Source organism: Pseudomonas sp. NPDC087690 (assembly GCF_044743175.1).
Classification (GTDB): domain Bacteria; phylum Pseudomonadota; class Gammaproteobacteria; order Pseudomonadales; family Pseudomonadaceae; genus Aquipseudomonas.
The window spans coordinates 459,229-483,333 of record NZ_JBIUVX010000002.1; the positions used below are offsets into that span (position 1 = coordinate 459,229).

General features: G+C 59.9%; 21 protein-coding genes. 8 read left to right on the forward strand and 13 right to left on the reverse strand.

Features of this window, described 5'->3' with window-relative positions; all coding sequences use genetic code 11:
• Nucleotides 1-43: 43 nt before the first annotated feature.
• Nucleotides 44-592: an Rrf2 family transcriptional regulator gene (locus ACIPIZ_RS06235; RefSeq protein WP_064389425.1), complete on the reverse strand. Its 549-nt coding sequence runs from the start codon at nt 590-592 to the stop codon at nt 44-46.
• 336 nt (nt 593-928) lie between these two features.
• On the opposite strand from ACIPIZ_RS06235, the gene ACIPIZ_RS06240 reads away from it, so the two are divergent.
• Together ACIPIZ_RS06240 and ACIPIZ_RS06245 are read left to right on the forward strand one after the other, a co-directional pair.
• The gene (locus ACIPIZ_RS06240; RefSeq protein WP_064389426.1) at nt 929-2,134 is read left to right on the forward strand and encodes an NAD(P)/FAD-dependent oxidoreductase; all 1,206 of its coding nucleotides are present in this window, start codon (nt 929-931) and stop codon (nt 2,132-2,134) included.
• 247 nt (nt 2,135-2,381) lie between these two features.
• Entirely contained in the window at nt 2,382-2,987 is a 606-nt protein-coding gene (locus tag ACIPIZ_RS06245; RefSeq protein ID WP_064389427.1) for a DUF6338 family protein, read from the forward strand.
• 139 nt (nt 2,988-3,126) lie between these two features.
• Here ACIPIZ_RS06245 and ACIPIZ_RS06250 read toward each other — a convergent pair whose 3' ends face one another.
• On the reverse strand, nt 3,127-4,026 hold the full coding sequence (locus ACIPIZ_RS06250; protein WP_064389428.1) for a LysR substrate-binding domain-containing protein: 900 nt from the start codon (nt 4,024-4,026) through the stop codon (nt 3,127-3,129).
• 118 nt (nt 4,027-4,144) lie between these two features.
• Here ACIPIZ_RS06250 and ACIPIZ_RS06255 point away from each other — a divergent pair, with 118 nt between their 5' ends.
• Nucleotides 4,145-5,512: an MFS transporter gene (locus ACIPIZ_RS06255; protein WP_253484516.1), complete on the forward strand. Its 1,368-nt coding sequence runs from the start codon at nt 4,145-4,147 to the stop codon at nt 5,510-5,512.
• 30 nt (nt 5,513-5,542) lie between these two features.
• Entirely contained in the window at nt 5,543-6,817 is a 1,275-nt protein-coding gene (locus ACIPIZ_RS06260; RefSeq protein ID WP_064389430.1) for a glucarate dehydratase family protein, read from the forward strand.
• 122 nt (nt 6,818-6,939) lie between these two features.
• On the opposite strand, the gene ACIPIZ_RS06265 is transcribed toward ACIPIZ_RS06260, so the two are convergent.
• A complete protein-coding gene (locus tag ACIPIZ_RS06265; protein ID WP_064389431.1) occupies nt 6,940-7,824 on the reverse strand; it encodes a LysR substrate-binding domain-containing protein in 885 nt (294 codons plus the stop codon).
• Nucleotides 7,825-7,982: 158 nt separating this feature from the next.
• Between ACIPIZ_RS06265 and ACIPIZ_RS06270 the strand changes: the two genes are divergently transcribed.
• On the forward strand, nt 7,983-11,009 hold the full coding sequence (locus ACIPIZ_RS06270) for an FAD-binding and (Fe-S)-binding domain-containing protein (protein WP_401164570.1): 3,027 nt from the start codon (nt 7,983-7,985) through the stop codon (nt 11,007-11,009).
• On the opposite strand, the gene ACIPIZ_RS06275 is transcribed toward ACIPIZ_RS06270, so the two are convergent.
• Both ACIPIZ_RS06275 and ACIPIZ_RS06280 read right to left on the reverse strand, forming a co-directional pair.
• On the reverse strand, nt 10,942-11,628 hold the full coding sequence (locus ACIPIZ_RS06275; RefSeq protein ID WP_401164573.1) for a paraquat-inducible protein A: 687 nt from the start codon (nt 11,626-11,628) through the stop codon (nt 10,942-10,944). The genes ACIPIZ_RS06270 and ACIPIZ_RS06275 overlap by 68 nt on opposite strands.
• Nucleotides 11,625-12,221, reverse strand: coding sequence for a paraquat-inducible protein A (locus ACIPIZ_RS06280; protein ID WP_122854207.1), 597 nt, complete (start codon nt 12,219-12,221; stop codon nt 11,625-11,627). Before ACIPIZ_RS06280 ends, ACIPIZ_RS06275 begins: the two co-directional genes overlap by 4 nt.
• Before the next feature lie 218 nt (nt 12,222-12,439).
• Between ACIPIZ_RS06280 and ACIPIZ_RS06285 the strand changes: the two genes are divergently transcribed.
• Nucleotides 12,440-13,606, forward strand: a complete 1,167-nt coding sequence (locus tag ACIPIZ_RS06285; protein WP_401164575.1) for a DUF1624 domain-containing protein — start codon at nt 12,440-12,442, stop codon at nt 13,604-13,606.
• Nucleotides 13,607-13,857: 251 nt separating this feature from the next.
• Here the strand turns inward: ACIPIZ_RS06285 and ACIPIZ_RS06290 are convergent, their stop codons facing one another.
• Complete coding sequence (locus ACIPIZ_RS06290; RefSeq protein ID WP_401164577.1) at nt 13,858-15,249, reverse strand: aldehyde dehydrogenase family protein; 1,392 nt, start codon at nt 15,247-15,249, stop codon at nt 13,858-13,860.
• Nucleotides 15,250-15,352: 103 nt separating this feature from the next.
• Between ACIPIZ_RS06290 and ACIPIZ_RS06295 the strand changes: the two genes are divergently transcribed.
• A complete protein-coding gene (locus tag ACIPIZ_RS06295) occupies nt 15,353-16,231 on the forward strand; it encodes a putrescine utilization regulator PtrR (RefSeq protein WP_045122799.1) in 879 nt (292 codons plus the stop codon).
• Between the two features lie 61 nt (nt 16,232-16,292).
• Here ACIPIZ_RS06295 and ACIPIZ_RS06300 read toward each other — a convergent pair whose 3' ends face one another.
• Nucleotides 16,293-16,916, reverse strand: coding sequence for a glutathione S-transferase family protein (locus tag ACIPIZ_RS06300; protein ID WP_401164578.1), 624 nt, complete (start codon nt 16,914-16,916; stop codon nt 16,293-16,295).
• A gap of 99 nt (nt 16,917-17,015) precedes the next feature.
• Nucleotides 17,016-18,431, reverse strand: a complete 1,416-nt coding sequence (locus ACIPIZ_RS06305) for a purine-cytosine permease family protein (protein ID WP_401164581.1) — start codon at nt 18,429-18,431, stop codon at nt 17,016-17,018.
• A 259-nt stretch (nt 18,432-18,690) separates the two neighbouring features.
• Here ACIPIZ_RS06305 and ACIPIZ_RS06310 point away from each other — a divergent pair, with 259 nt between their 5' ends.
• Complete coding sequence (locus ACIPIZ_RS06310; protein WP_105704997.1) at nt 18,691-19,602, forward strand: LysR family transcriptional regulator; 912 nt, start codon at nt 18,691-18,693, stop codon at nt 19,600-19,602.
• A gap of 18 nt (nt 19,603-19,620) precedes the next feature.
• On the opposite strand, the gene argE is transcribed toward ACIPIZ_RS06310, so the two are convergent.
• The 5 genes from argE to ACIPIZ_RS06335 form a co-directional block, all read right to left on the reverse strand.
• Nucleotides 19,621-20,769 (reverse strand): acetylornithine deacetylase, encoded by a 1,149-nt coding sequence (gene argE, locus ACIPIZ_RS06315; protein WP_401164583.1) that lies wholly within the window; start codon nt 20,767-20,769, stop codon nt 19,621-19,623.
• A complete protein-coding gene (locus tag ACIPIZ_RS06320) occupies nt 20,766-21,443 on the reverse strand; it encodes a DUF1028 domain-containing protein (protein WP_401164585.1) in 678 nt (225 codons plus the stop codon). Before ACIPIZ_RS06320 ends, argE begins: the two co-directional genes overlap by 4 nt.
• 152 nt (nt 21,444-21,595) lie before the next feature.
• A complete protein-coding gene (locus ACIPIZ_RS06325) occupies nt 21,596-22,012 on the reverse strand; it encodes a RidA family protein (protein ID WP_008086115.1) in 417 nt (138 codons plus the stop codon).
• A gap of 56 nt (nt 22,013-22,068) precedes the next feature.
• The gene (locus tag ACIPIZ_RS06330; protein WP_064389442.1) at nt 22,069-23,388 is read right to left on the reverse strand and encodes an NAD(P)/FAD-dependent oxidoreductase; all 1,320 of its coding nucleotides are present in this window, start codon (nt 23,386-23,388) and stop codon (nt 22,069-22,071) included.
• A gap of 336 nt (nt 23,389-23,724) precedes the next feature.
• A complete protein-coding gene (locus ACIPIZ_RS06335) occupies nt 23,725-23,991 on the reverse strand; it encodes a DUF4880 domain-containing protein (protein WP_150647330.1) in 267 nt (88 codons plus the stop codon).
• Nucleotides 23,992-24,105 lie beyond the last annotated feature (114 nt).

A 24,105-nucleotide genomic window follows, 5' to 3' on the forward strand; every position in this document is an offset into this window, starting at 1 on the left:
GGATCAACGGTTTCTGCTTTTTTTTGTCTGTCGCAAGCTGCAATCAGTCTGAAAGAGTGGTCAGCGGGATAGTCCCGACATTGCCCTTTTTCTCTCGGCGATCCTGAATCCAGTCTTCCACTTGCTGGCCGAATTCCTTGGGAGCCTTGCGCCCGACCTTTCTCGCGATGTCGAGAATGGTCTGTTGGGCGAGGGCTTCTTCCATGCGTTTTTGCGCGGTCATCATGGCGCTGTGGATCGAGCAGGTGTCTTCAATCGCCCATTGCGGCGGGTTGCCTTCAAACAGGGCACAACGCCCGCGGATGTCCCTGCATTCGAAAATATTCTTGCGGCCATCGATGGCTTTGACGATGTCGAGCAAGGTGATTTCGTCCGCCGGTCGGGCGAGGCTGAAACCTCCGCGCACACCTTCGCTGGCTACCACCAGTTTGCCCTTGGCCAGCTTGGTGAAGATCTTTGCCAGATATTCCAGTGGCACGCCTTGCAGTTCAGCGAGGTCGCGCACGCTGGCCTCGCGGGTATCGCCGTTGCTGGTGACCAGAAAGGCCAGGCAATGAATGCCGTATTCGACGCCTGCGCTGTATAGAGACATAACTAAGTCCGACTTGATTTGTCGTAAATATTAACAGGCTGATCAACAGCCGGCAATGCGATAAAGCTGCGGAGATCGGCGGGTTTAGTGACTGGATATGCCTGTTTAATGGCGGTATGCCGTTTTTTTGTTACTCCAAAAGTATCTATATTTTAGATAAATAACATCAATAAAACTGACTTGTTGATAATATGTACGACTAATAGAGTCGGCGCTATTCGATGAGCACCGCGTTGCACCTTTCGAAAAAACCCAGCACCGAGAGGCTTCGACTCGCGGGCAGCGAGTACCACTCACTCTCTATTTCAGTACTTGGCGACGAGCCTGGAGACAACGATGAAACAGCACATTCTGGTAATTGGCGCAGGCTTTGGTGGCATGTGGACGGCGCTGAGCGCCACGCGCCTGGTGGATATCCATGGGCGTGACAATGTCGATGTGACCGTCCTGGCGCCTCAGGCCGAATTGCGTGTACGCCCGCGTTTCTATGAACCGAATGCTCATCAACTGACAGCACCGTTGAGTGAACTGTTCGAAGCAGTCGGCGTTCATTTCATCAAGGGTGCTGCCGAGACCATCGATGTGGCGTCTAAAGCCGTGGGTTACACCGACGCGTCCGGGACAAAGCAAGTCTTCAACTACGACAAGCTGGTGCTGGCCACCGGCAGCGGTCTGGCGCAATCCGACACGCCGGGCGTCACTGAGTACGCGTTTGACGTTGACCAGATCGAAACGGCAGTCCGCCTGGAAACCCATCTGAAAGCGTTGAAAAACCTTCCCGACAGCCTGGCGCGCAACGCCGTCGTGGTGGCGGGCGGTGGCTTTACCGGGATTGAAACGGCAACCGAAATGCCTGGACGCCTTCGCGACATTCTTGGCGAGCACGCCGACATCAAGGTGATCATTGTTGATCGCGGGCAAAAAATCGGTGCCTCGATGGGCGAAGAGATCAGCAAGTCCATTGTCGCAGCCAGCGAAGAGTTGGGTGTTGAATGGCGTTTGGGGGTGTCGGTGCAGTCCGTCGATGCTGACGGCGTGACGCTTTCGGACGGTCAGCACATCGAGGCGAAAACCGTGGTCTGGACCACTGGCGTGCGGGCCAGTTCGTTGACTGAACAGATCCCCGCCGAGCGCGACAAGCAGGGTCGTCTGCATGTGGACGCCAACCTGAAAGTCATCGGCCAGAACGATATTTTCGCCACTGGTGATGTGGCTTACGCTGCCACCGACGACATTGGCAACTACGCGTTGATGACCTGCCAGCATGCGATTTCGCTGGGCCGTCATGCCGGTAATAACGTCGCGGCACAGCTTCTCGGGGTCGATCCGACGCCTTACAGCCAGCCAAAATACGTGACGTGCCTGGATCTCGGTGCCTGGGGCGCGGTGTATACCGAGGGCTGGGATCGTCAGGTGAAACTGGTTAAACAAGAAGGCAAAACCCTGAAGACCCAGATCAACACCCAGTGGATCTACCCGCCAGCGGCTGATCGCGTGAGCGCATTGGCGGCGGCTGACCCGATGATTCCTGTGGTCGCGTAACATCGCCGTGATAAACAAATCCCGCTCGCTGAGCGGGATTTTTTTGTCCATGCACTTTCCAGCCTCGCTGGGCTATTTATGATTTTTAACGGTTACGGCCGGCTCGTTGGCCTGTGTGCATCCCGCGACGCGTGGAGTGTTGCGTAATGAGTGGTGACAGTTGGGCGCAGGCGTTTTTTCTGTGTGCACTAGGCTTCAGATGCTGGCGTGCGATCGATGTCAGTAAGCGTTCAAGGAGCCTCGGATCATGGATGATCTGGTCAAAGAAGTTATTCCGTTGCTGCAGTATCTGATTCCCGGATTCCTGTCAGCGTGGATTTTTTACTCGCTGACCGCGTTCAAACGGCCCGATACGTTTGGGCAGATTGTGCAGGCGCTGATTTTTACGTTTGTGATTCAGGGCGCGGTTTTGGGGATCGGGGCAATTTGTCTGTGGGTGGGTTCGAAAGGATTTTCTGTAGGGAAATGGGATGCTCGGGCGGAGGCATTCTGGGCATTTATTGTTTCAGTATGTCTCGCCGGACTTTTCTGCTATTTGGCTTCAAACGGGAGGCTGCATGCGTTGCTACGCAAGCGAAATCTGACACGTAAAAACTCTCATCCCAACGAGTGGTACAGCGCTTTTGAGAGGCACGATCGCCTTGTCACTTTGCATCTGAGTGATGAGCGGCGATTGTTTGGCTGGCCTTTGGAGTGGCCCTCCGGCCCTAAGGAAGGGCAATTCATCGTGTTGAATCCACGCTGGCTTGGCGATGATGGCCTGGCGCTCCCTTTTGGCGCCGAATTATTGGTGATAGATTCGTCGAAAGTTCAGTGGGTCGAATTCAGTTTCGTCGAGGAGGTTTTATCATGAGTGCAAAAGAACCAAAACCTATTCCACCTCATATTGCGCGCCTCTTTGTCGGCCCGGACGGTAAGCAGCTGGCAAAGACGTTGGTTAAAGGACCCAGTGCGCCTCCACCGCCAAAGCGCTGATTAGCGCTGCCAGTCTCTTAACCCCAACCCTCAGCCACCGCCCGGCGAATCGCTTCCAGCAACATCGCAAACGCCGGGTTGTCGTTGTTCTCCCGCCAGATCAGATGCAGCTCGCTCTGCACCCCTTCGCCCAGATCGATATCGCGAAATACCACATTCTTGAACACCACACTGGTGGCGCAGCGCGGTACCAGCGCCAGGCCCATGCCAGCGTTGACCAAGGCCAGAATCGTCAACGATGACCCCAGCCACTGCACATAATCCGGCGCGACCCGTGCCGAGCGCAGCATGCCGGTCAGCAGTTCGTTGAACGGCGGATAAGCCGCGTGGGAGTACATCAGAAATGGCTGCTTATCCAGGTCGCTGACCGACACTTGAGCCGCGCTCGCCAACGGATGAGCACCGGGCACCGCCAGCACAAACGGCTCGCGCACCAGGCATTCAGTGGCGTAGCCCGGCTCCAGTAATGGCGCGCGAGCGATGCCCAGATCAATGCGCCGAGCACGCAGGGCTTCGTGCTGCTGGTAGGTGTTCATTTCCGACAGATCGATCTTCACCTGCGGCTGTTTCAAGCGTGCCTCGGCAATGACCTTGGGCAAAAATTCATACACCGCGCTGCCGACAAAACTGATGTTCACCGAACCGATATCGCCCTCGGCGAACCGTCGGGCGGTCACGGCTGCCTGCTGGGCGCGCTCCAGCAGGTTCTGTGCTTCGATGAAGAAAGCCCGGCCGGCGGCGGTCAGCGCGACGCTGCGGGTGCTGCGCGTGAACAACTCGACGCCGAGGTGATGTTCGAGCAACTGAATCTGTCGGCTCAGTGGCGGCTGCGTCATGTTCAGCCGTTCGGCGGCGCGACGGAAGTTGAGTTCGGTGGCGACGGTGGTGAAGCAACGCAGCTGGGTCAGTTCGAACATTGATCTAATCCGGGTATCAATCGAATGCCAAGTTAGATTAGACGGGATCAATGATCGCCGTCCATGATCGGTCCATCGCTTTACGCCATCCCTAAAAAAACAAGATCGGGAGTCGCCCTTGAAAACCCTCCAGAGTCCACTGGATGTCACGGTTCTCGCCCGTGCCGCCGCCAAGGTCAAGCGCCACGTGCTGCCGCTGTTCGTGGTGATGTTCATCGTCAACTACATCGATCGGGTCAATATCGGTTTCGTGCGCAGCCACATGGAGACCGATCTGGGCATCGGTGCGGCGGCTTACGGCCTCGGTGCCGGGTTGTTCTTCGTTGGCTACGCGCTGTTCGAAGTGCCGTCCAACATGCTCCTGCAACGTTACGGCGCGCGGGTCTGGCTGACGCGGATCATGTTCACTTGGGGCGCCGCTGCCATGGCCATGGCCTTTGTCAAAGGAGAAACCAGTTTCTACGTGCTGCGTTTTATTCTCGGCGCGGCCGAGGCGGGGTTCTTTCCGGGGATCATTTACTACTTCACCCAATGGCTGCCGGCCTCCGAGCGCGGCAAGACCATGGCGGTATTTCTCAGCGGTTCGGCGATTGCCTCGGTGATCTCCGGTCCGGTCTCCGGTGCGCTGCTGCACATCAGCGGCTTGGGTCTGCACGGCTGGCAGTGGATGTTCCTGATCGAGGGCGCAGCGTCGGTGGTGCTCTGCGCGTTCGTCTGGTTCTGGCTGCAATCGCATCCGCGTCAGGCCAAGTGGCTGACCGAAGAGGAACGTGAAGCGCTGGTCAGCGCCATTGCTGAAGAACAGCGTGCCCGTGAAGCGGTGCAAGTGGCCAAGCCGTCGATGTTCAAGCTGTTGGCCGATCGGCAGATCGCGCTGTTCTGCTTCATCTATTTCTCCATTGCCCTGACCATCTACGGCGCAACATTCTGGCTGCCGAGCATGATCAAGAAGATGGGCAACCTCGGCGACTTCCAGGTTGGCCTGCTCAATTCGATTCCGTGGATCATTTCGATTGTCGCGATGTACGGTTTCGCGGCGATGGCCGGCAAGTGGAAATTCCAGCAGGCCTGGGTGGCGCTGACGCTGGTAATCGCCGCCATCGGCATGTTCATGTCGACCACTGGCGGGCCGATCTTCGCCTTCGTCGCCATCTGCTTCGCCGCTATTGGCTTCAAGGCTGCCTCGGCGCTGTTCTGGCCGATTCCGCAAAGCTATCTGGATGCCCGCATCGCCGCTGCGGTGATCGCGCTGATTAACTCCATCGGCAACCTCGGCGGCTTCGTTGCGCCGACCGCGTTCGGCTTCCTTGAACAAAGCACCGGCTCCATTGAGGGCGGCCTGTATGGCTTGGCGGCGACGTCACTGATCGCCGCGGTGGTGATCTTCTTCGCCCGTACGGCGCCAGGAGCCAAAGGCAAAACCCCGGCAAAGCCGCATGACGACACCGCCGTCGTTGCGACGGCCAGCCCGGCCGCGAGCCATTGAATTGATTGTTGATCTGTCAGGAGCGTTATCTTGAAAATCACCCGTGTCACCGTGACCCCGATTGCCTTCCGTGATCCGCCGTTGCTCAACGCCAGCGGTATCCACGAACCTTTCGCCCTGCGTTCGATCATCGAGATCGAGAGCGACAACGGCTACATCGGCCTCGGCGAAAGCTATGGCGATGCCCCGGCGCTGGCGATCCAGCAACAGTTGCAGTCACAACTGATCGGCCTCGATCCGTTCAACCTCAACCAGCTGCGCGCGATCGTGCAGGCCACCGTTGCAGCCAACAAACCTGCGAGCATTGCCGGTGCCGAACTGGCGCCCGGTTCCCACGCCAGCAAGGCGGTAAGCAATGCCTATTCGGCGTTCGAAGTGGCCTTTCTCGACTTGCAGGCGCATTACCTGAATGTGCCGTTGGTGGACCTTCTTGGCGGCGCGATTCGCGATGAAGTGCCGTTCAGTGCCTATCTGTTCTTCAAGTACGCGCAGCATGTCGATTCGCCGTACAAGCCGGACAACTGGGGCGAGGCACTCAACGAGCAGCAGATCGTTGCCCAGGCCGCGCGGATGATCGAGGCGTACGGGTTCAAAAGCATCAAACTAAAGGCCGGCACGTTACCGCCGGAGCATGAAGTGGCGTGCATCAAGGCCTTGAAGAAGGCGTTTCCCGGCTACCCGCTGCGCATCGATCCGAACGGCAACTGGTCGCTGGAAACCTCGATTCGCATGGCCGAATTGCTCGGCGATGATCTGCAGTACTACGAAGACCCGACCCCGGGTCTCGACGGCATGGCCGAGTTGCACAAACGCACCGGATTGCCGCTGGCAACCAACATGGTGGTTACTGATTTCGACGAGTTCCGCCGCAGCGTCGCGCAGAACAGCGTGCAGATTGTCCTCGCCGACCACCATTATTGGGGTGGTCTGCGCGACACGCAGACGCTGGCGAAGATGTGCGATGTATTCGGCGTGGGGGTGTCAATGCATTCCAATTCACACCTGGGCATCAGCCTGATGGCGATGGCCCATGTCGCGGCGGCCGTGCCGAATCTGGATTACGCCTGCGACACGCATTATCCGTGGCAGGAGCCGGATGAAGAGGTGATCAAGGGCGGCAAGCTACCGATTGTCGATGGCTGCGTGAAGATCACTCGGGCACCGGGGCTTGGCTTGGAGCTGGATCACGATCAGTTGGGCAAGCTGCATGATCAGTACCTGACGTGCGGGATTCGACAGCGTGATGATGTGCGGCAGATGCAGCGTTATAAGCCGGACTGGAAGGCGGTCAAGCCGAGGTTTTGATAGCGTCAGGACTGGCCTCATCGCGGGCAAGCCCGCTCCCACAGGTTATCGTGTCGATTGCAAACTCTGTATTCAACGAAGAACCCTGTGGGAGCGGGCTTGCCCGCGATGAGGTTCTCCAGTCAGAGTGTCTTTACCAGCCAATCCCGAAACGCTTTCAGCGACGGCAAATTCTCATTGCGCGGCGGATACACCAGGTAATAGCTGCGCCGACTGGTAATCGGCTCGCCCAGTTGCAGCAACTCACCGCTCGACAACTCATCCTCCACCAGAATCCGCGGTACCAAGCCAACACCAATGTTCGCCCGCACTGCCTGAATCAAGTGCGAGGTCATTTCAAAACTTGGCCCGATGCGCATGCTGCGGTGGGGCAGGCCGTGATGGCTGAACCACTCCGCCCACGCCTGCGCATTGCTGCTGACATTGAGTAGCAGTTGACCGGCGATCTGCTGTTCGGCGTCATCGCGCTCGGCAGCGGACAACTGCGCACTGGCGATCACCACCAGTTCTTCGGTGTGCAAGGGCAGGGCGCTCAGCCCCGGCCATTCACCGCCGCCCACACAAATCGCCGCATCGATTTCGCTGGTATCGAAGTCGATCGCTTCGATACGCGAATGCAAGTGCACGGTCATGCCCGGGTGCGCGGTGTAGAAATCCTTGAGGCGCGGCAACAGCCATTTCGAGCCAAACGTCGGCAGCGTCGCCAGGCGCAAACTGTGAATGCCCGAGCCAAACGCCATCGCCTGCAAGGTTGCACTGCGAATCTGCCCCAGTGCCTCCGCCAGTTCGCGCTGATACATACGCCCGACATCGGTCAGCACCACTTGCCGGCCTTCGCGGCTGAACAAGCGCATGCCGAGCATTTTCTCGAGAATCTGCACCTGACGGCTGACCGCACTTTGCGTCAGCGACAATTCATGGGCGGCGCGGGTGTAGCTTTCGTGGCGCGCAGCGGCCTCGAAGGCCAGCAATAACGACATGGAAGGGGTGAGCGTGCGCGGATTCATTCGTAAAAGTCATGGATAGTGGGTGGATTTTACGGTTGTCCCAATGCCCGGCAACAATGAACATGGGCGGCATTAGATGGCGGAGCCTGACGCAATCATTCGTTGCGTACAACTGTTCACCGCCACACGGCCCGATTTTGACCGAGATGCCCTGACCGATGATTGCCCAGTTGTCCCCCGCCAAAGCCCTGACCAGCGATTACCAACAATTCCTCAACGCCCTGAAGAACAGCGGTTTTCGCGGTGAAATCAGCGCCGATTACGCCAGCCGCGTGGTGCTGGCGACCGACAACTCGATCTATCAGCGCCTGCCGCAAGCGGCGGTGTTTCCGCGAGATGCCGAGGACGTGGCGCGGGTGGCGCGGCTGATTGCCGAGCCGGCCTACCAGCAAGTAGTGATCACTCCTCGCGGCGGCGGCACCGGCACCAACGGCCAATCGCTGACCGATGGCATCGTCGTTGACCTGTCGCGGCACATGAACCGCATCCTTGAAATCAACGTCGAAGAACGCTGGGTGCGCGTGCAGGCCGGGGTGGTCAAGGATCAGCTCAACGCCGCGCTGAAGTCCGCCGGACTGTTTTTCGCCCCAGAGTTGTCGACCTCCAACCGCGCCACCGTTGGCGGCATGATCAACACTGACGCCAGCGGCCAGGGCAGTTGCACCTACGGCAAGACCCGCGACCATGTGCTTGAACTCGAGATGATCCTGCGCGGCGGCGAACGTCTGCACGGTCAGCCGCTGGAAGAGCGCGAGCTGGAAGCACTCTGTGCCCGTGAAGATCGCGTCGGTGAGGTCTATCGTTGTGCGCGGCAGATCATTGATGAGCAGGGCGAGCTGATCACGGAGCGCTTCCCCGATCTCAACCGTTGCCTGACCGGTTATGACCTGGCGCACCTGCGCGAGGCCGACCAGCGGTTCAACCTCAACAGCGTGCTCTGCGGTGCCGAAGGCTCGCTGGGTTTTGTGGTCGAGGCGCGGCTGAATGTGCTGCCGATCCCCAAGCACACAATGCTGGTGAACATCCGCTACGCCGGGTTCATGGACGCACTGCGCGATGCGCGGGCCTTGATGGCGCTCAAGCCGTTGTCGATCGAAACCGTCGACTCGAAAGTCTTGCTGCTGGCGATGCAGGACATCGTCTGGCACGGCGTCGCCGAATATTTCCCGCAAAGCGCCGAGCGGCCGACGTTGGGGATCAACCTTGTCGAATTCTGTGGCGACGATCCCGAAGAGCTGCAACGCCGGGTCGAGGTGTTCGTCGAGCATTTGAGCAGTGATCGCACGGTCGAGCGTTTGGGCCACACGCTGGCGGTCGGGCACGCGGCGGTGAACAAGGTCTACGGCATGCGCAAACGTGCGGTGGGCTTGCTCGGCAACGTCGCCGGAGAGGCGCGGCCGCAGCCATTTGTCGAAGACACGGCGGTGCCGCCGCAGCATCTGGCCGAGTACATCGCCGAGTTGCGCGACCTGCTCGACAGCCACGGTTTGCAGTACGGCATGTTCGGTCACGTCGATGCGGGCGTGCTGCACGTGCGGCCGATTCTCGACATGAAAGACCCGCAACAAGCCGCGCTGGTGCGTCCGGTGTCCGATGGCGTCGCGGCGCTGACCCAGCGTTACGGCGGTCTGCTGTGGGGCGAGCACGGCAAAGGTCTGCGTTCGGAATACGCGCCGGCATTTTTCGGTGAACTCTATCCGGCGCTGCAAGCACTGAAAGCCGCGTTCGACCCGTTCAACCAGTTCAACCCCGGCAAGATCGCCACCCCGGCCAATACCGATGCGGCGTTGCTGAAGATCGACGAAGTGACCCTGCGCGGTGAACTCGATCGGCAGATCGACGAAAAGGTCTGGCAGGACTACGGCGCGGCCATGCACTGCAACGGCAACGGCGCCTGCTACAACTTCGACCCGGATGATGCGATGTGCCCGTCATGGAAGGCCACCCGCGAGCGTTCGCAGTCGCCGAAGGGGCGCGCGTCGTTGATCCGCGAGTGGCTGCGTTTGCAGGGCGAGGCGGGCGTCGATGTGTTGTCTGATGCGATGCGCAAACCGGCGTTTTTCAGCACCCTGTGGCAGCGCTGGCGCAACACGCGTCAGCAGTCCGAAGATTTCTCTCATGAGGTTTACGACGCCATGGCCGGTTGCCTGGCGTGCAAGTCCTGCGCGGGGCAGTGCCCGGTGAAGGTCAATGTGCCGGAGTTTCGTTCGCGCTTTCTTGAGCTGTATCACGGCCGTTATCTGCGCCCGGCGCGGGACTATCTGATCGCCTCGCTGGAATACAGCATTCCGTACATGGCGCGGATTCCAGCGTTGTATAACGGTTTGATGGGCGCTTCGATTGTGCGTGGATTGCTGGAACGTGTTGGCGGCATGGTCGATGTGCCGTTGCTCAGCCGCTTCGATTTCCACGCTGCGATGCGTCGCTGGCAGGTGCGACCGGCAACGTTTTCGACGTTGTCTGCGTTGACCTCGGCGCAACGTGAGCGCAGCGTGGTGATCGTTCAGGACGCGTTCACGCGTTACTTTGAAGCGCCACTGTTGGCGGATATGGTCGAGCTGATTTCGCGTCTCGGTTATCAGGTTTATCTGGCGCCGTTCAGTGCCAACGGCAAGCCGTTGCATGTGCAGGGCTTCCTTTCGGCGTTCAACCGTGCGGCGTTGCGCAATGCGCGGCAGTTGCGCGAATTGGCCGAGCTCGGTGTGCCGCTGGTGGGGCTCGATCCGGCGATGACGCTGGTGTATCGCCAGGAATACCTGAAAGTCCCCGGTATGCAGCAATGCCCGGAAGTGGCGATGCTGCAGGAGTGGTTGCTCAAGGTGATGCCGGAGCAGGCGCCTGAGGATAAAACCGCGCTGTTCCGTTTGCTCGCGCACTGCACTGAGAAAACCAACGCCCCGGCCGCGACCCGCCAGTGGGAGCAGGTCTTCGAACGCGCCGGTTTGAAACTGGCCACGCAGGCCACCGGTTGCTGTGGCATGTCCGGCACCTACGGCCATGAAGCGCGCAATCGCGAGACATCAGCGGTGATCTACGAACAGTCCTGGGCGCGTCAGGTCGACGCACCGGCAGAGCAGGGCGAAGCGCTGGCGACCGGTTATTCCTGCCGCAGCCAGGTCAAGCGCCAGTCGGATCAGGCACTGCGCCATCCGTTGCAGGTGCTGCTTGAGGTTCAGCGTCGCTGAGATCGCCGCCCGTGTCCTTGTCCCAGATCAGGCGCGGATCGAAGCTCATCGCTGCGAGCATGGTGAACACCACGACCAGGCCGAAAAACAGAATGCCCGGTCTTGGCTCGATATCGCCCAGCGCCTGGAACTTCACCAGTGCTGCGACCAGCGCCACCACCAGCACGTCGAGCATCGACCAATAGCCGATCAGCTCGACGAAGCGGTACAGCTTCGAGCGCTCCTTGCGCGCCCAGGCGCTGTCGCGTTGCACGGTCATCAGCAGCAAGGTCAGGGCGACGAACTTGATCCCCGGCACGGCGATACTGGCGATGAAAATGATCAGCGCGATGTCCCACGCGCCGGCCTCCCAGAACTCCAGCACGCCGCTCATGATCGTGCTGTCGGCGCCGTTGCCGAGCATGGTGGTGTTCATCACCGGCAGCAGATTGGCCGGCACGTAAAACGCCAGCGCAGCGAGCATGTAGGCCCAGGTGCGGGTCAGCGAATTGGTCTTGCGCCGATGCAGCGGCGCGTCGCAGCGCGGACATTCATGCGGCTCGTCGCTCATGTCGCAGGCCAGCCCGCAGCTGTGGCACAGACACAGATTGAGTTCGCTGGCAGTCGGTGGTCGCTTCATGGAATGTCCCAGAGGTCGCGGATGTCGCGACCGGCAATTCGGATCATCATCAGACTCAGCGCGGCCAAGGCAAACAGGCCGATGCCGGGCAACACATCAAGCAGCCCGGCCAGTTTGAACACCGCCACCATGGCCCCGAGCAAACACACTTCAAGCATGCTCCACGGACGCAGGGTTTCCAGCCAGCGCATGCACAGTTTGAAGCCCGGTGCACGCTGTCCGCCGAGGGCGAAGCCCAGCACCCAAATCAACAATACGAGCTGAAATGCCGGGGCGATGATGATGGCAATGGCCGCGACCATGGCGATGAAAGTAATCGGCCCCTGGCTCAGCGCCAGCACCGAGTCCCACAGCGTTGCGCTGTTTTTCAGGCCTTTCATGCTGATGCTCATCACCGGGTAGAAATTGGCGAACAGCCACAACACCGCCGCCGTGAACGTCAGCGCCAGACGCTGCTCAACGGTCAGACCATTGAAGCGCTGCAGCACGCCACCGCAGCGCACGCACGAGGTTTTCTGGTGTTTGGCGAGCGTGACTTTCTCGTAAACGCAATCGCAGTGCTCGCAGATGATCAGGTGTTCGGTGTTGACCATGGACAACGCTCGACAACAGGCCGCAGAGGGCAGGGGGACTTGATCACTATAGAAGCCTGAGGCCGGAGGGCAAATTGCGCGGCGTAATCAACTTCGGTTTTCTGAGAATCACTATCGATTGAGTTTGGGTTTTTGCTTCTTGGTGTTATAAGGTAACGCAAATTTTCAGGGTGGCCGTTGCTGGCACCCACTGATATCCCTTCGAATGCGAAACGCTTATGACGATTGTGCTTCCCCGTTCTGCCCCGGTGACTGGCCGGCTACTGTCCATCGATGCACTCAGGGGCCTGGTCATCCTGTTCATGCTGCTGGACCACGTGCGCGAAACCTTCCTGCTGCACCGTCAGGTCAGCGATCCGATGGACATCGCCAGCACCGAGCCGGCACTGTTTTTCAGCCGCACTCTGGCGCACTTGTGTGCACCGGTGTTTGTCTTGCTGACCGGGTTGTCGGCATGGCTGTTTGGCGAAAAGTATGCAGGCAAGACTGACATCAGTGCGTTTCTGTTCAAGCGCGGACTGTTTCTGGTGGTGCTCGAATTCACCCTGGTCAACTTCGCCTGGACCTTCCAGCTGCCACCGAGCGTGATTTATCTGCAAGTGATCTGGGCGATCGGTTTGAGCATGATCGCGCTGTCGCTGCTGGTCTGGTTGCCGCGCTGGCTGTTGCTGGCATTGAGTGTGTTGATCATCGCCGGACACAACCTGCTCGATGGTCTGCACTTCCCGGTCGAGTCAGCGCTGCATGTGCCGTGGGCGATTTTGCATGATCGTGGCTGGATCGAAGTCAGCGGCAGTTTGCGCTTGCGCACGTCTTATCCGTTGCTGCCGTGGATCGGTGTGATCGGTCTGGGTTATGCGTTGGGGCCGTGGTTTGCTCGGGGTGTTGAAGCAGGCGCGCGTCAACGGCGCCTGTTGATCGGCGGTGTTGCGGGGCTGCTGGGGTTCGTCGCGCTGCGGCTGCTCAACGGTTACGGCGAGAAACCATGGGCCGTGGGCGACTCGATGCTGCACACCGTGATGAGTTTTTTCAACATCACCAAGTACCCGCCGTCATTGCTGTTTATCGCGTTGACGGTAAGCACTGGGTTGTTGCTGTTGTTGGCGTTTGAGCGCGTGCAGGATCGACGCTGGATTCGCTGGCTGACGGTGTTCGGATCGGCGCCGATGTTTTTCTATCTGCTGCACCTGTATGCGTTGAAGGTGTTGTACCTGATCGGCGCGGCGCTGTTTGGTTTGAATCAGGGCAGCTATTTCGGTTTCTCCTCGGTGACGTCGATCTGGCTCGCCGCAATCATTCTGGCGATTGCACTGTTCCCGGCCGTGCGCTGGTTCTCGGCGTTGAAGGCGCGTCGCCGCGACATCGCCTGGTTGAAATACCTGTAAGCGGCCGATTGTTGGAGCGAACCTTCTCGCGAAGCGGTGGGTCAGTGGCAATCAAGCTGCCTGACTTACCGCCTTCGCGAGCAGGCTCGCTCCCACATTGGATGGGGTTGAATCAGTTGATTTGACGTGGCGCACCCCCCCCTGTGGGAGCGAGCTTGCTCGCGAATACGGTGGGTCAGCTACAGACTTGTTGGCTGACACGCCGCAATCGCGAGCAGGCTCACTCCTACAAGGGGTGTCTTGTGTCTGGATTACTTGCGATCCAGCCACACGGTTTGCGCGTTGCAGAATTCACGTACGCCGAAGTGCGACAGTTCGCGACCGAAACCGCTCTTCTTCACGCCACCAAAGGTCACACGTGGATCGCTGGCGGAGTAGCCGTTGATGAACACGCCGCCGGTTTCCAGTTCGCTGGTCAGTTGCTGGGCCAGTTGCACGTTGGCGGTGTAAATCGTCGCGGTCAGACCGAATTCGCTGTCGTTGGCCAATGCCACGGCATGCGCGCAATCGCGGGCGGTGATGATCGAAGCGACCGGGCCGAACAATTCCTGTTTGAACGAGGTCATGCGGTCGGTGACGTCGGCCAGCACGGTCGGTTCGTAGTAGTTGCCCGGGCCTTCGGACTTGCCGCCGCCGAGCAGCAGGGTCGCGCCCTCTTCAAGGGTGTCGCGCACTTGCTGGTCGAGTTCGTCACGCAGGTCGAAACGCGCCATCGGGCCGATGTAAGTATCGGCAGACAAAGGATCGCCAACCTTCAGTTTGCGCGTGGCTTCGACGAATTTGCGGGTGAATTCTTCAACCACGCCTTCCTCGATGATCAGACGCTTGGCCGCGGCGCAAACCTGGCCGGAGTTCTGATAACGGCCGATCACCGCGGCTTGCACGGCTTCGTCGATATCGGCGTCGTTGAGCACGATGAACGGGTCGGAACCGCCCAGTTCCAGCACGCATTTCTTCAGCGCCGCACCGGCCTGAGCGCCAATCGCCATACCGGCGCGGACGCTGCCGGTCAGGGTCACCGCAGCGATGCGCGGGTCAGCGATCGCGGTGGAGACGCCTTCCGGGGTGACGTTGATCACTTCAAACACGCCATCGGCGAAACCGGCGCGGGTGAAGGCATCGCGCAGCAGGTAAGCGCTGCCCATCACGTTCGGTGCATGCTTGAGCACGTAGGTGTTGCCGGCGATCAGTGCAGGAACGGCGCCACGCAGCACTTGCCAGATCGGGAAGTTCCACGGCATCACAGCGAGGATCGGACCCAGCGGACGGTATTCGATGCGCGCCTTGCCGCCTTCGACCTGAGTCGCTTCGGCGTCGAGCATGGTTGGGCCGTGTTCGGCGTACCACTCGCACAGCTTCGCGCATTTTTCGATTTCGCCACGGGCCTGAGCAATCGGCTTGCCCATTTCCTGAGTGATCATGGTGGCCATGGCCTCGCTGGTTTCACGCAGCGCGCCGGCAAGAGCGGTCAACAGACGCGAGCGATCCTGCAATGGCTTGCGCTTCCATTTGCCGAAACCATAAGCGGCGCGGGTCAGCGCGGCGTCAAGCGCAGCGGCGGATTCAAAGGCGTAATGCCCGATCTGCTCGCCGGTGGTCGGGTTGATCGAGATAGCGTGGGTCTGGCTGGAAATCTGGCTCATGGCGTTGTCCTGCATGTTCGTCGGATGAGCCTAGAGTAGGGTGGTGTTTGTTTTCTGGAAACTGAATAATAAAGATCGTTTCTTTCACGATTGGAGAATGACTGTGGACCTGGTGCAGCTGGAAATCTTCAAAGCCGTTGCCGAACACGGCAGCATCAGCGCCGCCGCCGCGCAGATCCATCGCGTACCGTCGAACCTGACCACGCGGATCAAGCAGCTGGAGCAGGATCTCGGCGTTGATCTTTTTATTCGCGAAAAAAGTCGATTACGTCTGTCGCCGGCCGGGTGGAGTTTTCTTGAGTACGCACGACGGATACTCGACCTGGTGCAGGAGGCTCGCGCGACCGTGGCAGGTGAAGAACCGCAGGGCGCGTTCCCGTTGGGTTCGCTGGAAAGCACGGCGGCGGTACGCATCCCCGAATTGCTCGCGGCCTACAACCAGTTGCATCCGAAAGTCGATCTCGATCTGTCCACCGGACCCTCAGGGACAATGATCGACGGCGTGCTTTCCGGGCGGCTCGCGGCGGCGTTTGTCGACGGCCCGGTGCTGCACCCGACGCTGGAAGGCGTGCCGGCCTTCGAAGAGGAAATGGTCATCATCGCGCCGCTCAATCACGCCCCCGTGCAGCGTGCGGCGGATGTCAACGGCGAGAACATCTACGCCTTCCGCTCCAACTGTTCCTATCGTCACCACTTTGAAAAATGGTTCAGCACCGACGCTGCCGTGCCGGGCAAGATCTTCGAAATGGAGTCCTACCACGGCATGCTTGCATGCGTCAGTGCAGGCGCCGGTCTGGCACTGATGCCGCGCAAGATGCTGCAGAGCATGCCGGGTAGCGCAACGGTGAGTGTCTGGCCGCTGGCGGCGGATTTCCGCTACCTGACGACGTGGCTGGTGTGGCGGCGCGGTACGGTGTCGCGCAGTCTGAGCATGTTTGTGCGTTTGCTCGAAGAGCGCGGAGTCGTGCGGGCGGAGGAATGAAGACTGCAATAAAAAGGTCAAAAACCGCTGATTCCGGAATTCGGGATCAGCGGTTTTTTCATTATGGCGTGCCGTTTCGCCCATACAGGCGATAACCGTCACGTTGGTTCAAACGGTCGTAGTAGGCGCTGACGGCGGGCAAGTGCGGATGGGCAAGCGGCGTTTCGAACCAGCGATTCACCGACAGCCCGATCGGGATATCCGCCAGTGAAAACACTTCGCCACTGACGTAAGCACCGGTCGATTGCAGCTGTCGATCAAGGATCTGCATGTTCTTCGACCATTGTTCGATCCCGGTGGCCAACGCAGCGCTGTCCTGATAGTCCGGCGACTTGCGCACCAGCGACATCAGCGGATAGGACCACGAGCGATTCAGCTCCGAAGCCTGCCAGTCGATCCATTGATCGACCCGTGCCCGAGCCATCGGCTCAGACGGATAAAGCTGCGCGTCGCCGTAGCGCGAGACCAGATAACGAATGATTGAATTGGATTCCCACAAGGTGAAATCGCCATCCTCGATCACCGGCACCATGGCGCATGGATTCAAGGCGAGGAACTGCGGCGTATTCGTCGATCTGAACCCCGAACCCCAATCTTCACGCGTGAAGGGAATCTGCAATTCAGCACACGTCCACAACACTTTGCGCACGTTGATCGATGAGGCTTTGCCAAGTATTCGCAGCATTGGATATCCCTTTCCCTCTAGTCGTCGGACGTAAAGAAATACCACACCGAAAAGAAGAAGACCCGCACATGGCGGGCCTCCGTTATTAAACAATCAATCTCACAGACTGCTCGCCAGTTTCCCGCCCATCATCCGTCGACGGTAGAAGGTATCCCGATTCGCCAACCAGAAGTACAGCGGCGACGTCACCAGCAAGCCCACCAGCCACGACAGGTCAGCGCCGTTGATGTGTGCCGACACCGGGCCGACGTACAGCGGCGTGTTCATGAACGGGATCTGCACGGCGATGCCGATCGCGTAGGCCAGCAACGCCTGTGGGTTGTAGCGCCCGTAGATGCCGCCATCGACCTGGAAGATCGACTGGATGTCGTACTTGCCTTTGTGGATCGCGTAGAAGTCGATCAGGTTGATCGCTGTCCACGGCACCAACACCACCAGCAACACCAGCACCATATCGACGAAGTGGCCGATGAAGTCCTTCGAGGCGCCGACGGCGGCGAAGCAGCAGGCCAGCAGCACGATGATCGAGATCACCGCACGGCTCTTGGCAGTGGGGATCCAGCGGTAGGCGAAGGTCTGCACCAGAGTGATCAGCGAGAGTACCGCGCCGTACAGGTTGAGGGCGTTGTGGCTGATCACGCTGAGCAGGAACAGCACCAGCATCAGCGGGCCGATCGAGCCGGTGGCGAGTTTGACCGCGTCCATGGTGTCCATGCCCACCGGCGTCGCCAGCACCGCGACGGCACCGAAGATGAACGCCAGGCTCGAGCCCAGCGCCGAACCCAGATAGGTTGTCCAGAAGGTCGACGAGACTTTGACGTCGGCCGGCAAGTAACGCGAATAGTCGGAGACGTACGGTGCGAACGCGATCTGCCACAACGCCGCCAGCGATACGGTGGCCAGCCAGCCGGAGAGGTTGAAGCTGCCACGGGTGAGGAAGTCATCGGTTTGAATATGGGTGAAGATGTAGCCGAAGCCGACGACGATGCCGATCCCCAGCACCCAAGTGCCGATGCGGTTAAGCACGTGGATGAAACGGTAGCCGATGATGCCGATGATCCCCGAACCGAGCGCGCCGATAACGATGCCGACCGGCACTGGAACGCTATCGACCACGCCATGCAGCGATTTGCCGGCGAGGACGATGTTGGAAGCGAAGAAACCGATGTACATGACGCCGGCGATCAGCACCACCAGCAGCGCACCGAGGGAGCCGAACTGGGCGCGGCTCTGGATCATCTGCGGGATGCCCATCTGCGGGCCTTGCGCCGAGTGCAGCGCCATCAGCACGCCGCCAACCAGATGGCCGACGAGAATCGCGACGATGCCCCAGACCAGATTCAAGTGAAACAACTGCACGCCCAGCGCACCGGTGACGATGGGCAGCGGCGCGATGTTGCCGCCGAACCACAGCGTGAACAGATCCCTGACCTTTCCGTGGCGATCTTCGGGGGGCACGTATCCTATCGTGTGTTTTTCAATCAGCGGAGCGGAGGATGCTGCAGGGGTAGCCATGACGAACTCCAAGGCAAGGATGAGTACGTGGACGTACTTCGGCAAGCGCCGGCACGGGCGGCGCATTTCTTGTTGAAGTGATCATGTGCAAAGCGTCGGGATAGATAAATTAGTAAGTTTGTTGCTACAGACGTTAAAAAAAATATGCTCTGGGTTACGCGCCGCTCCGGTATGTTCAGGCTTCTCTCTTATCTGAATTCATACCGCTTTCTGTAGGCGCTGCCAAAGGCTGCGATCCTTTGATTTTCTGGAGATTCCCATGGCCGCCTACAACCTGCGCCAGCTCAAATACTTCGTCACCACCGCCGATTGCGGCAGCGTCGCCGAAGCGTCGCGCAAGCTCTATATCGCGCAGCCATCGGTCTCCACCGCGATCAAGCACCTGGAAGAAAGCTTCGGCGTGCAGCTGTTCATCCGCCACCACGCCCAGGGCGTTTCCCTGACACCCAGCGGCTCACGTTTCTATCGCAAGGCGCTGGAGCTGCTGCGCGTCGCTCACGAGTTTGAACAGAATGCGCTGGCCGACAACGACGTGGTCTCCGGGCAGATCGATATCGGCTGTTTCGAAACCGTCGCGCCGCTGTACCTGCCGCGCCTGATCGCCGGTTTCAAGGCGCGTTGGCCCGGTGTGGAAATCCGTATTCGCGACGGCGAGCAGCAAGAGCTGGTGCAGGCCCTGACCGCCGGCAGCATCGACGTGGCGATGATGTTCGAACACGATCTCGACAGCACCATCGAAACCACGCCGCTGATGCCGCCGCAGCAGCCATACGCCTTGCTCCCGGCCAACCATCGCTTCGCGCAACAGGCGAAGGTCTCGCTGCATGATCTGGTGCTGGAACCGATGATCCTGCTCGACGTGGTGCCGAGTCGAACCTACTTCGTGAGCATCTTCGAGGAGCGCGGACTGACGCCGAATATCGTCTTCAGCTCACCGTCGATCGAGATGGTGCGCGGCATGGTCGGCAATGGTTTCGGCTTTTCGATTCTGGTGACCAAGCCGTTCAGCGACTACACCTACGACGGCCAGCAAGTCGTGTGCGTGCCACTGGCGGAGAGCGTCACCGGATCGGGATTGTCGGCGGCGTGGCTGCGGCGCGTGCAACTGACCAAACCGGTGCAGTTGTTCGTCGATCATTGCCGAGAGGAGTTGGCCCGACTGTACGCTTGAGTACAGTCGGACCGGGCTTCAAACGCGGATAAACGCCAGCACACGCTGGAGCATGTCATCGCAAGCCTTCAGTTGATCGAGGCTGACAAACTCGTCGGGTTTGTGGCCCTGATCCATGCTGCCGGGCCCGCAGACCACGGTGGCAATGCCCACCGCATCAAACAGACCGCCTTCAGTGCCGAACGCCACCGTGCCAAAATCTGTTGAACCGCAGAACGCCGCAATCAACTCGGCGGCCTGGCTCTGCGCATCGGTGACCAGCCCCGGATACGCCGACAATGCGCTGAAGCGGATGTCACTTTGCGCACTGACCGCACGCATGCGCGGCAGCACTTCGCGCTCGGCGTAGGCTTGCAGTGCTTGCGCGACCAGCGCCGGATCCTGCGAGGGCAGGGCGCGGATTTCGAAGTCGAAACGGCAATCGGCCGGGACGATGTTCAGCGCTTTACCGCCGCTGATCAGCCCGGTTTGCACGGTGCTGTAGGGCGGATCGAAACGTTTGTCGTGATGCTCCGGCGCTTTCAGTTGCTGACCGAGGCGCCCCAGCTCGCCGATCAGTTCGGCGGCGTATTCGATGGCGTTGACGCCGAGCGGGGCATACGCCGAATGGCACGGATGGCCATGCACATCGCAGCGCATTGCCAGTTTGCCTTTGTGGCCGAGTACCGGTTTCAGTTCGGTCGGCTCGCCGATGATGCACAGCAGCGGTTTGACCGGACGCTGCTCCAGCACCTTGAGCAACGAACGCACACCGAGGCAGCCGACTTCTTCGTCATACGACAACGCGATATGCACCGGGATGCGCAACGGCGCCTGTACCAGCGCCGGCACCAGGGCGAGCACGCAGGCGATGTAGCCCTTCATGTCCGCCGTGCCACGCCCGAACAGTTTGCCGTCGCGCTCGGTCAGTTGAAACGGCGGCATTGTCCACGGCTGGCCATCGACCGGCACCACATCGGTGTGCCCGGACAGCACGATGCCCGGTTGATCCACCGGGCCGATCGTGGCGAACAGGTTGGCTTTGCTGCGCTCGTCGTTGTAGATCAGCGCGCAGGGCACGTCGAAACCTTCGAGGTAATCACGCACGAATTCGATCAGCTGCAAGTTGGATTCACGGCTGGTGGTGTCGAACCGCACCAGCGCCTTGAGCAACTCGACGCTGTTCATCGATCATCACCGGCGACGCCATAACCCGGCGCTTTGGCGGGGTCGAGGGCGCGGTCGATGTAGTCCTGAAGCTGCGGCTGATAGGCATCCCAGAGCTTTTGCAACTGGCCGATCGGGTCTTCATTGGCCCAATCCACGCGCAAATTCACGATCGGCCAGGTCTGTTCACCGACCACGACAACAGCAGCCGAATGCACCGGGCCGGCTTCACCACCGAGCGCTTGCGCGGCGTGCAGGGCTTTGAGCAGACGATCGGCGAGTTGCCCTTCGCCATCCTCAAAGGCACTGACCATGGCTTCGATCACTGAGCGCCCGGCGAGCATGTTGCCGGCGGCAACGCATTGTTCGCCGGAGACCGCGTTGTGCACGCCGAGGGTTTGCGCACCGCTGAAGTGCGCGGTCTGGCCGAGGTGGTTGATCGCGGTGATCTGGCGGTACTGGCTGTAGCCGTTGCGGGTGAGAACTTTGTCCAGCGCATCGTCCGGGGCCAGGCCTTGCTCCATCAACGCAAGGACCTCCGGGCCGAGGGACGGCAGGGTGATGTTCTGGCTCGACACGGCGCCAACGCCCGGCAGCAGCCATGGGCAGCGCGCGCCGACGGCGATGCTGGAGGAACTGATGGCGACACCGAACTGGCCGGTTTCGGCGCAGCGGGCTGCGATTGAAAAGGTCATCTGCTTACTCCTTTCTAGGAAGATGTTGTCCTTGAGGGCCTCATCGCTGGCAAGCCAGCTCCCACAGGTATTGGGGGGATCACAAAATTTGGAACAACCCAAACCCTGTGGGAGCTGGCTTGCCAGCGATGGCCATAACGCGGTGTGATGCCTTACTCAGGAATCACCGCAATCACATCAATTTCCATCAACCACTGCGGCTGCCCCAGCGCCGACACCACCAGCCCGGTGGAGATCGGGAACACACCTTTGAGCCACTTGCCCACTTCGCCATACACCGCCTCGCGATAACGCGGGTCGATCAGATAGGTGGTGGTCTTGACGATGTGGCTCATGTCGCTGCCGGCTTCTTCGAGCAGTTGCTTGACGTTGCGCATGGCTTGTTCGGCTTGCGCACGCGGATCACCCAGGCCGACCAGATTGCCGTCGAAATCAGTACCGACCTGACCACGGACATACACCGTGTTACCGGCACGCACGGCCTGGCACAGATCATTGTCCAGGGTCTGGTTCGGGTAGGTGTCTTTGGTGTTGAACATACGAATGCGCGTGTGGGTTGGCTTGCTCATGTGCAGCTCCAGAGTCAGGGTTGCCCGGCGCAATCGGCGCCGGAGCGAAAAGGACATCAAGCGTCGACGGTGTCGGCAACTTTGTTGTGTGTCGGCGCGTGCAGCTCGGCTTCACGCTGCTCGGCATCGCGGTAGTCCAGATACTTGCGCTGGGTGGCAATGTGATCGGCGACGTGCTTGGCGTCGTGCCACACGCCCCAGATGAACGACGAACCCCGGCGCGACTGCCACGGCAAACCAAGGAAATACACACCCGGCTCGCTCGACACACCGCGCTGGTGCACCGGCTTGCCCTTGTCATCGAACGCGGCGACTTGCAGCCAGGAGTAATCCACGGCAAACCCGGTGGCCCAGATGATCGAGGTGATGCCAGCCTCGGTCAGATTCAAATCGGCCAGTGGGTTTTTCACGCACTCAGGCTCTGGATACGTTTCGCGGGCCTCCGGTTCTTCCGGCAGGTCGAGGCCGTTGCGCTCGATGTAGGCGTCGGCGGCATCGAGCAGCGCCAGATAGTTTTCGTCACCGCGATTGAGGTTGCCGACCAGATCCTGCTTGAAGGTCACCACGCCGTTATTGAACGACTCGGTGACGCCAACCAGCGTCATGCCGCGATGGGCCAGACCCCGGAAGTCGATAGTGCGCCCGCCATGGGCGCCACTGACCGCGATGGTCACGTGCTCACGCCCCGGTTTCATCGCCGCCTGGTCCCACTCGCCGAGCACGCCCAGCCACCAGCAGAAATCACGGTTGCGGTAAGCGCGAGGCGGGCGGTCGTGAGCGCCGACCGACAGGTAAACGCGCTTGCCGGAGCGTTGCAGTTCATCGGCGATCTGTACGCCGGAAGAACCGGCACCGACCACCAGCACCGCGCCTTCCGGCAGTTGCTGCGGGTTGCGATAGTCAGCGGAGTGGATCTGCAGCAGGCGTTCGTCTTGCGGGGCAATGGCCGGGATCACCGGTTTCTGGAACGGACCGGTGGCGGCGACTACGCGACTGGCTTCGATCACGCCTTCAGAAGTCTGGACGGTGAAACCCGGACGCCCGACATTGCGCACCACGCTTTTGACCTCGACACCGGTACGAATCGGCGCGTTGAATTTCTTCGCATAGGCTTCGAAGTAGTCGGCCACGCGTTCTTTCGGGGCGAAGCCGTCAGGGTCGATGTCATCGAATTCCAGCCCCGGAAAGCGGTCGTGCCATGCCGGACCGTTGGCGACCAGCGAGTCCCAACGCCCGGTGCGCCAGCGTTCGGCGATACGGTCGCGCTCCAGTACGATGTGCGGCACCCCGAGTTTGCTCAGGTGCTCGCTCATCGCCACGCCCGCTTGGCCGGCACCGACGATCAGCGTGTCTGTTGTTATTATTTCAGTGGTCATCTCTACATCCTTCCTAGCAAGGCAGTTGGATTCGGGCGCTGTCAGGCTTGTCCGTTTTGCTTGAGGTCAGACTAGGGAGAGGGGGGGTGTCGGTAAAATATTATTAAGCTGGGATATGAAGATAAAATTCTGATGCAGATGGGTTGAAGCCTTTGAATACGGGGCTTCAGGCCTCTTGGAAGGGAAGGAGTGACATCACGCGAGCCAGATACTTTCCACCGTCAGGCAACAAAGCCAGGACGACTTTGATCGCGGCGATTTTCGCTGCAGAACATCATCGAGACGCGCGTGATGACTCAGGGGCCGATTTGATTGCGCCGTGTTGTGCTACAGCGCCTAGGTCTTTCGCGTCTCGATTTGCCCGGACAAGTGGCCGGTCAGCAAGGTATTCGCGGTCATCGGCTGAGCCGGCAAATGTTCGCTGAGATCCCAGATCTCAAGCATTTTTGCGTACTCGAAGGCATGGCGCGGATCCGCTTGCACCCACTGTTGAAATGCCAGTCGCTCGTCGGCGCGGCAATTGTCGTCGTGCAGCCGCATGCACCAATGAGCGGCCTGGTCGAGGACGGTTGCGTCCGTTTCCTCGGGGCGGGTCGTATACATAGAGCGCTACCTGTTGGGTCGATTCAGCCACTCTACGAAGCGGTTTGATAAAAAAACGTCAAAAAAACACGTGATGAACGTTTTTTCATCGACGGGCACGCTTTGTCGCTGTAG

Coding starts and splice junctions, on each gene's coding strand:
- ACIPIZ_RS06235 (WP_064389425.1), bottom strand. CDS start 592: ATGTCTCTATACAGCGCAGGCGTCGAATACGGCATTCATTGCCTGGCC.
- ACIPIZ_RS06240 (WP_064389426.1), top strand. CDS start 929: ATGAAACAGCACATTCTGGTAATTGGCGCAGGCTTTGGTGGCATGTGG.
- ACIPIZ_RS06245 (WP_064389427.1), top strand. CDS start 2,382: ATGGATGATCTGGTCAAAGAAGTTATTCCGTTGCTGCAGTATCTGATT.
- ACIPIZ_RS06250 (WP_064389428.1), bottom strand. CDS start 4,026: ATGTTCGAACTGACCCAGCTGCGTTGCTTCACCACCGTCGCCACCGAA.
- ACIPIZ_RS06265 (WP_064389431.1), bottom strand. CDS start 7,824: ATGAATCCGCGCACGCTCACCCCTTCCATGTCGTTATTGCTGGCCTTC.
- ACIPIZ_RS06270 (WP_401164570.1), top strand. CDS start 7,983: ATGATTGCCCAGTTGTCCCCCGCCAAAGCCCTGACCAGCGATTACCAA.
- ACIPIZ_RS06275 (WP_401164573.1), bottom strand. CDS start 11,628: ATGAAGCGACCACCGACTGCCAGCGAACTCAATCTGTGTCTGTGCCAC.
- ACIPIZ_RS06280 (WP_122854207.1), bottom strand. CDS start 12,221: ATGGTCAACACCGAACACCTGATCATCTGCGAGCACTGCGATTGCGTT.
- ACIPIZ_RS06285 (WP_401164575.1), top strand. CDS start 12,440: ATGACGATTGTGCTTCCCCGTTCTGCCCCGGTGACTGGCCGGCTACTG.
- ACIPIZ_RS06290 (WP_401164577.1), bottom strand. CDS start 15,249: ATGAGCCAGATTTCCAGCCAGACCCACGCTATCTCGATCAACCCGACC.
- ACIPIZ_RS06300 (WP_401164578.1), bottom strand. CDS start 16,916: ATGCTGCGAATACTTGGCAAAGCCTCATCGATCAACGTGCGCAAAGTG.
- ACIPIZ_RS06305 (WP_401164581.1), bottom strand. CDS start 18,431: ATGGCTACCCCTGCAGCATCCTCCGCTCCGCTGATTGAAAAACACACG.
- ACIPIZ_RS06310 (WP_105704997.1), top strand. CDS start 18,691: ATGGCCGCCTACAACCTGCGCCAGCTCAAATACTTCGTCACCACCGCC.
- argE (WP_401164583.1), bottom strand. CDS start 20,769: ATGAACAGCGTCGAGTTGCTCAAGGCGCTGGTGCGGTTCGACACCACC.
- ACIPIZ_RS06320 (WP_401164585.1), bottom strand. CDS start 21,443: ATGACCTTTTCAATCGCAGCCCGCTGCGCCGAAACCGGCCAGTTCGGT.
- ACIPIZ_RS06325 (WP_008086115.1), bottom strand. CDS start 22,012: ATGAGCAAGCCAACCCACACGCGCATTCGTATGTTCAACACCAAAGAC.
- ACIPIZ_RS06330 (WP_064389442.1), bottom strand. CDS start 23,388: ATGACCACTGAAATAATAACAACAGACACGCTGATCGTCGGTGCCGGC.
- ACIPIZ_RS06335 (WP_150647330.1), bottom strand. CDS start 23,991: ATGTATACGACCCGCCCCGAGGAAACGGACGCAACCGTCCTCGACCAG.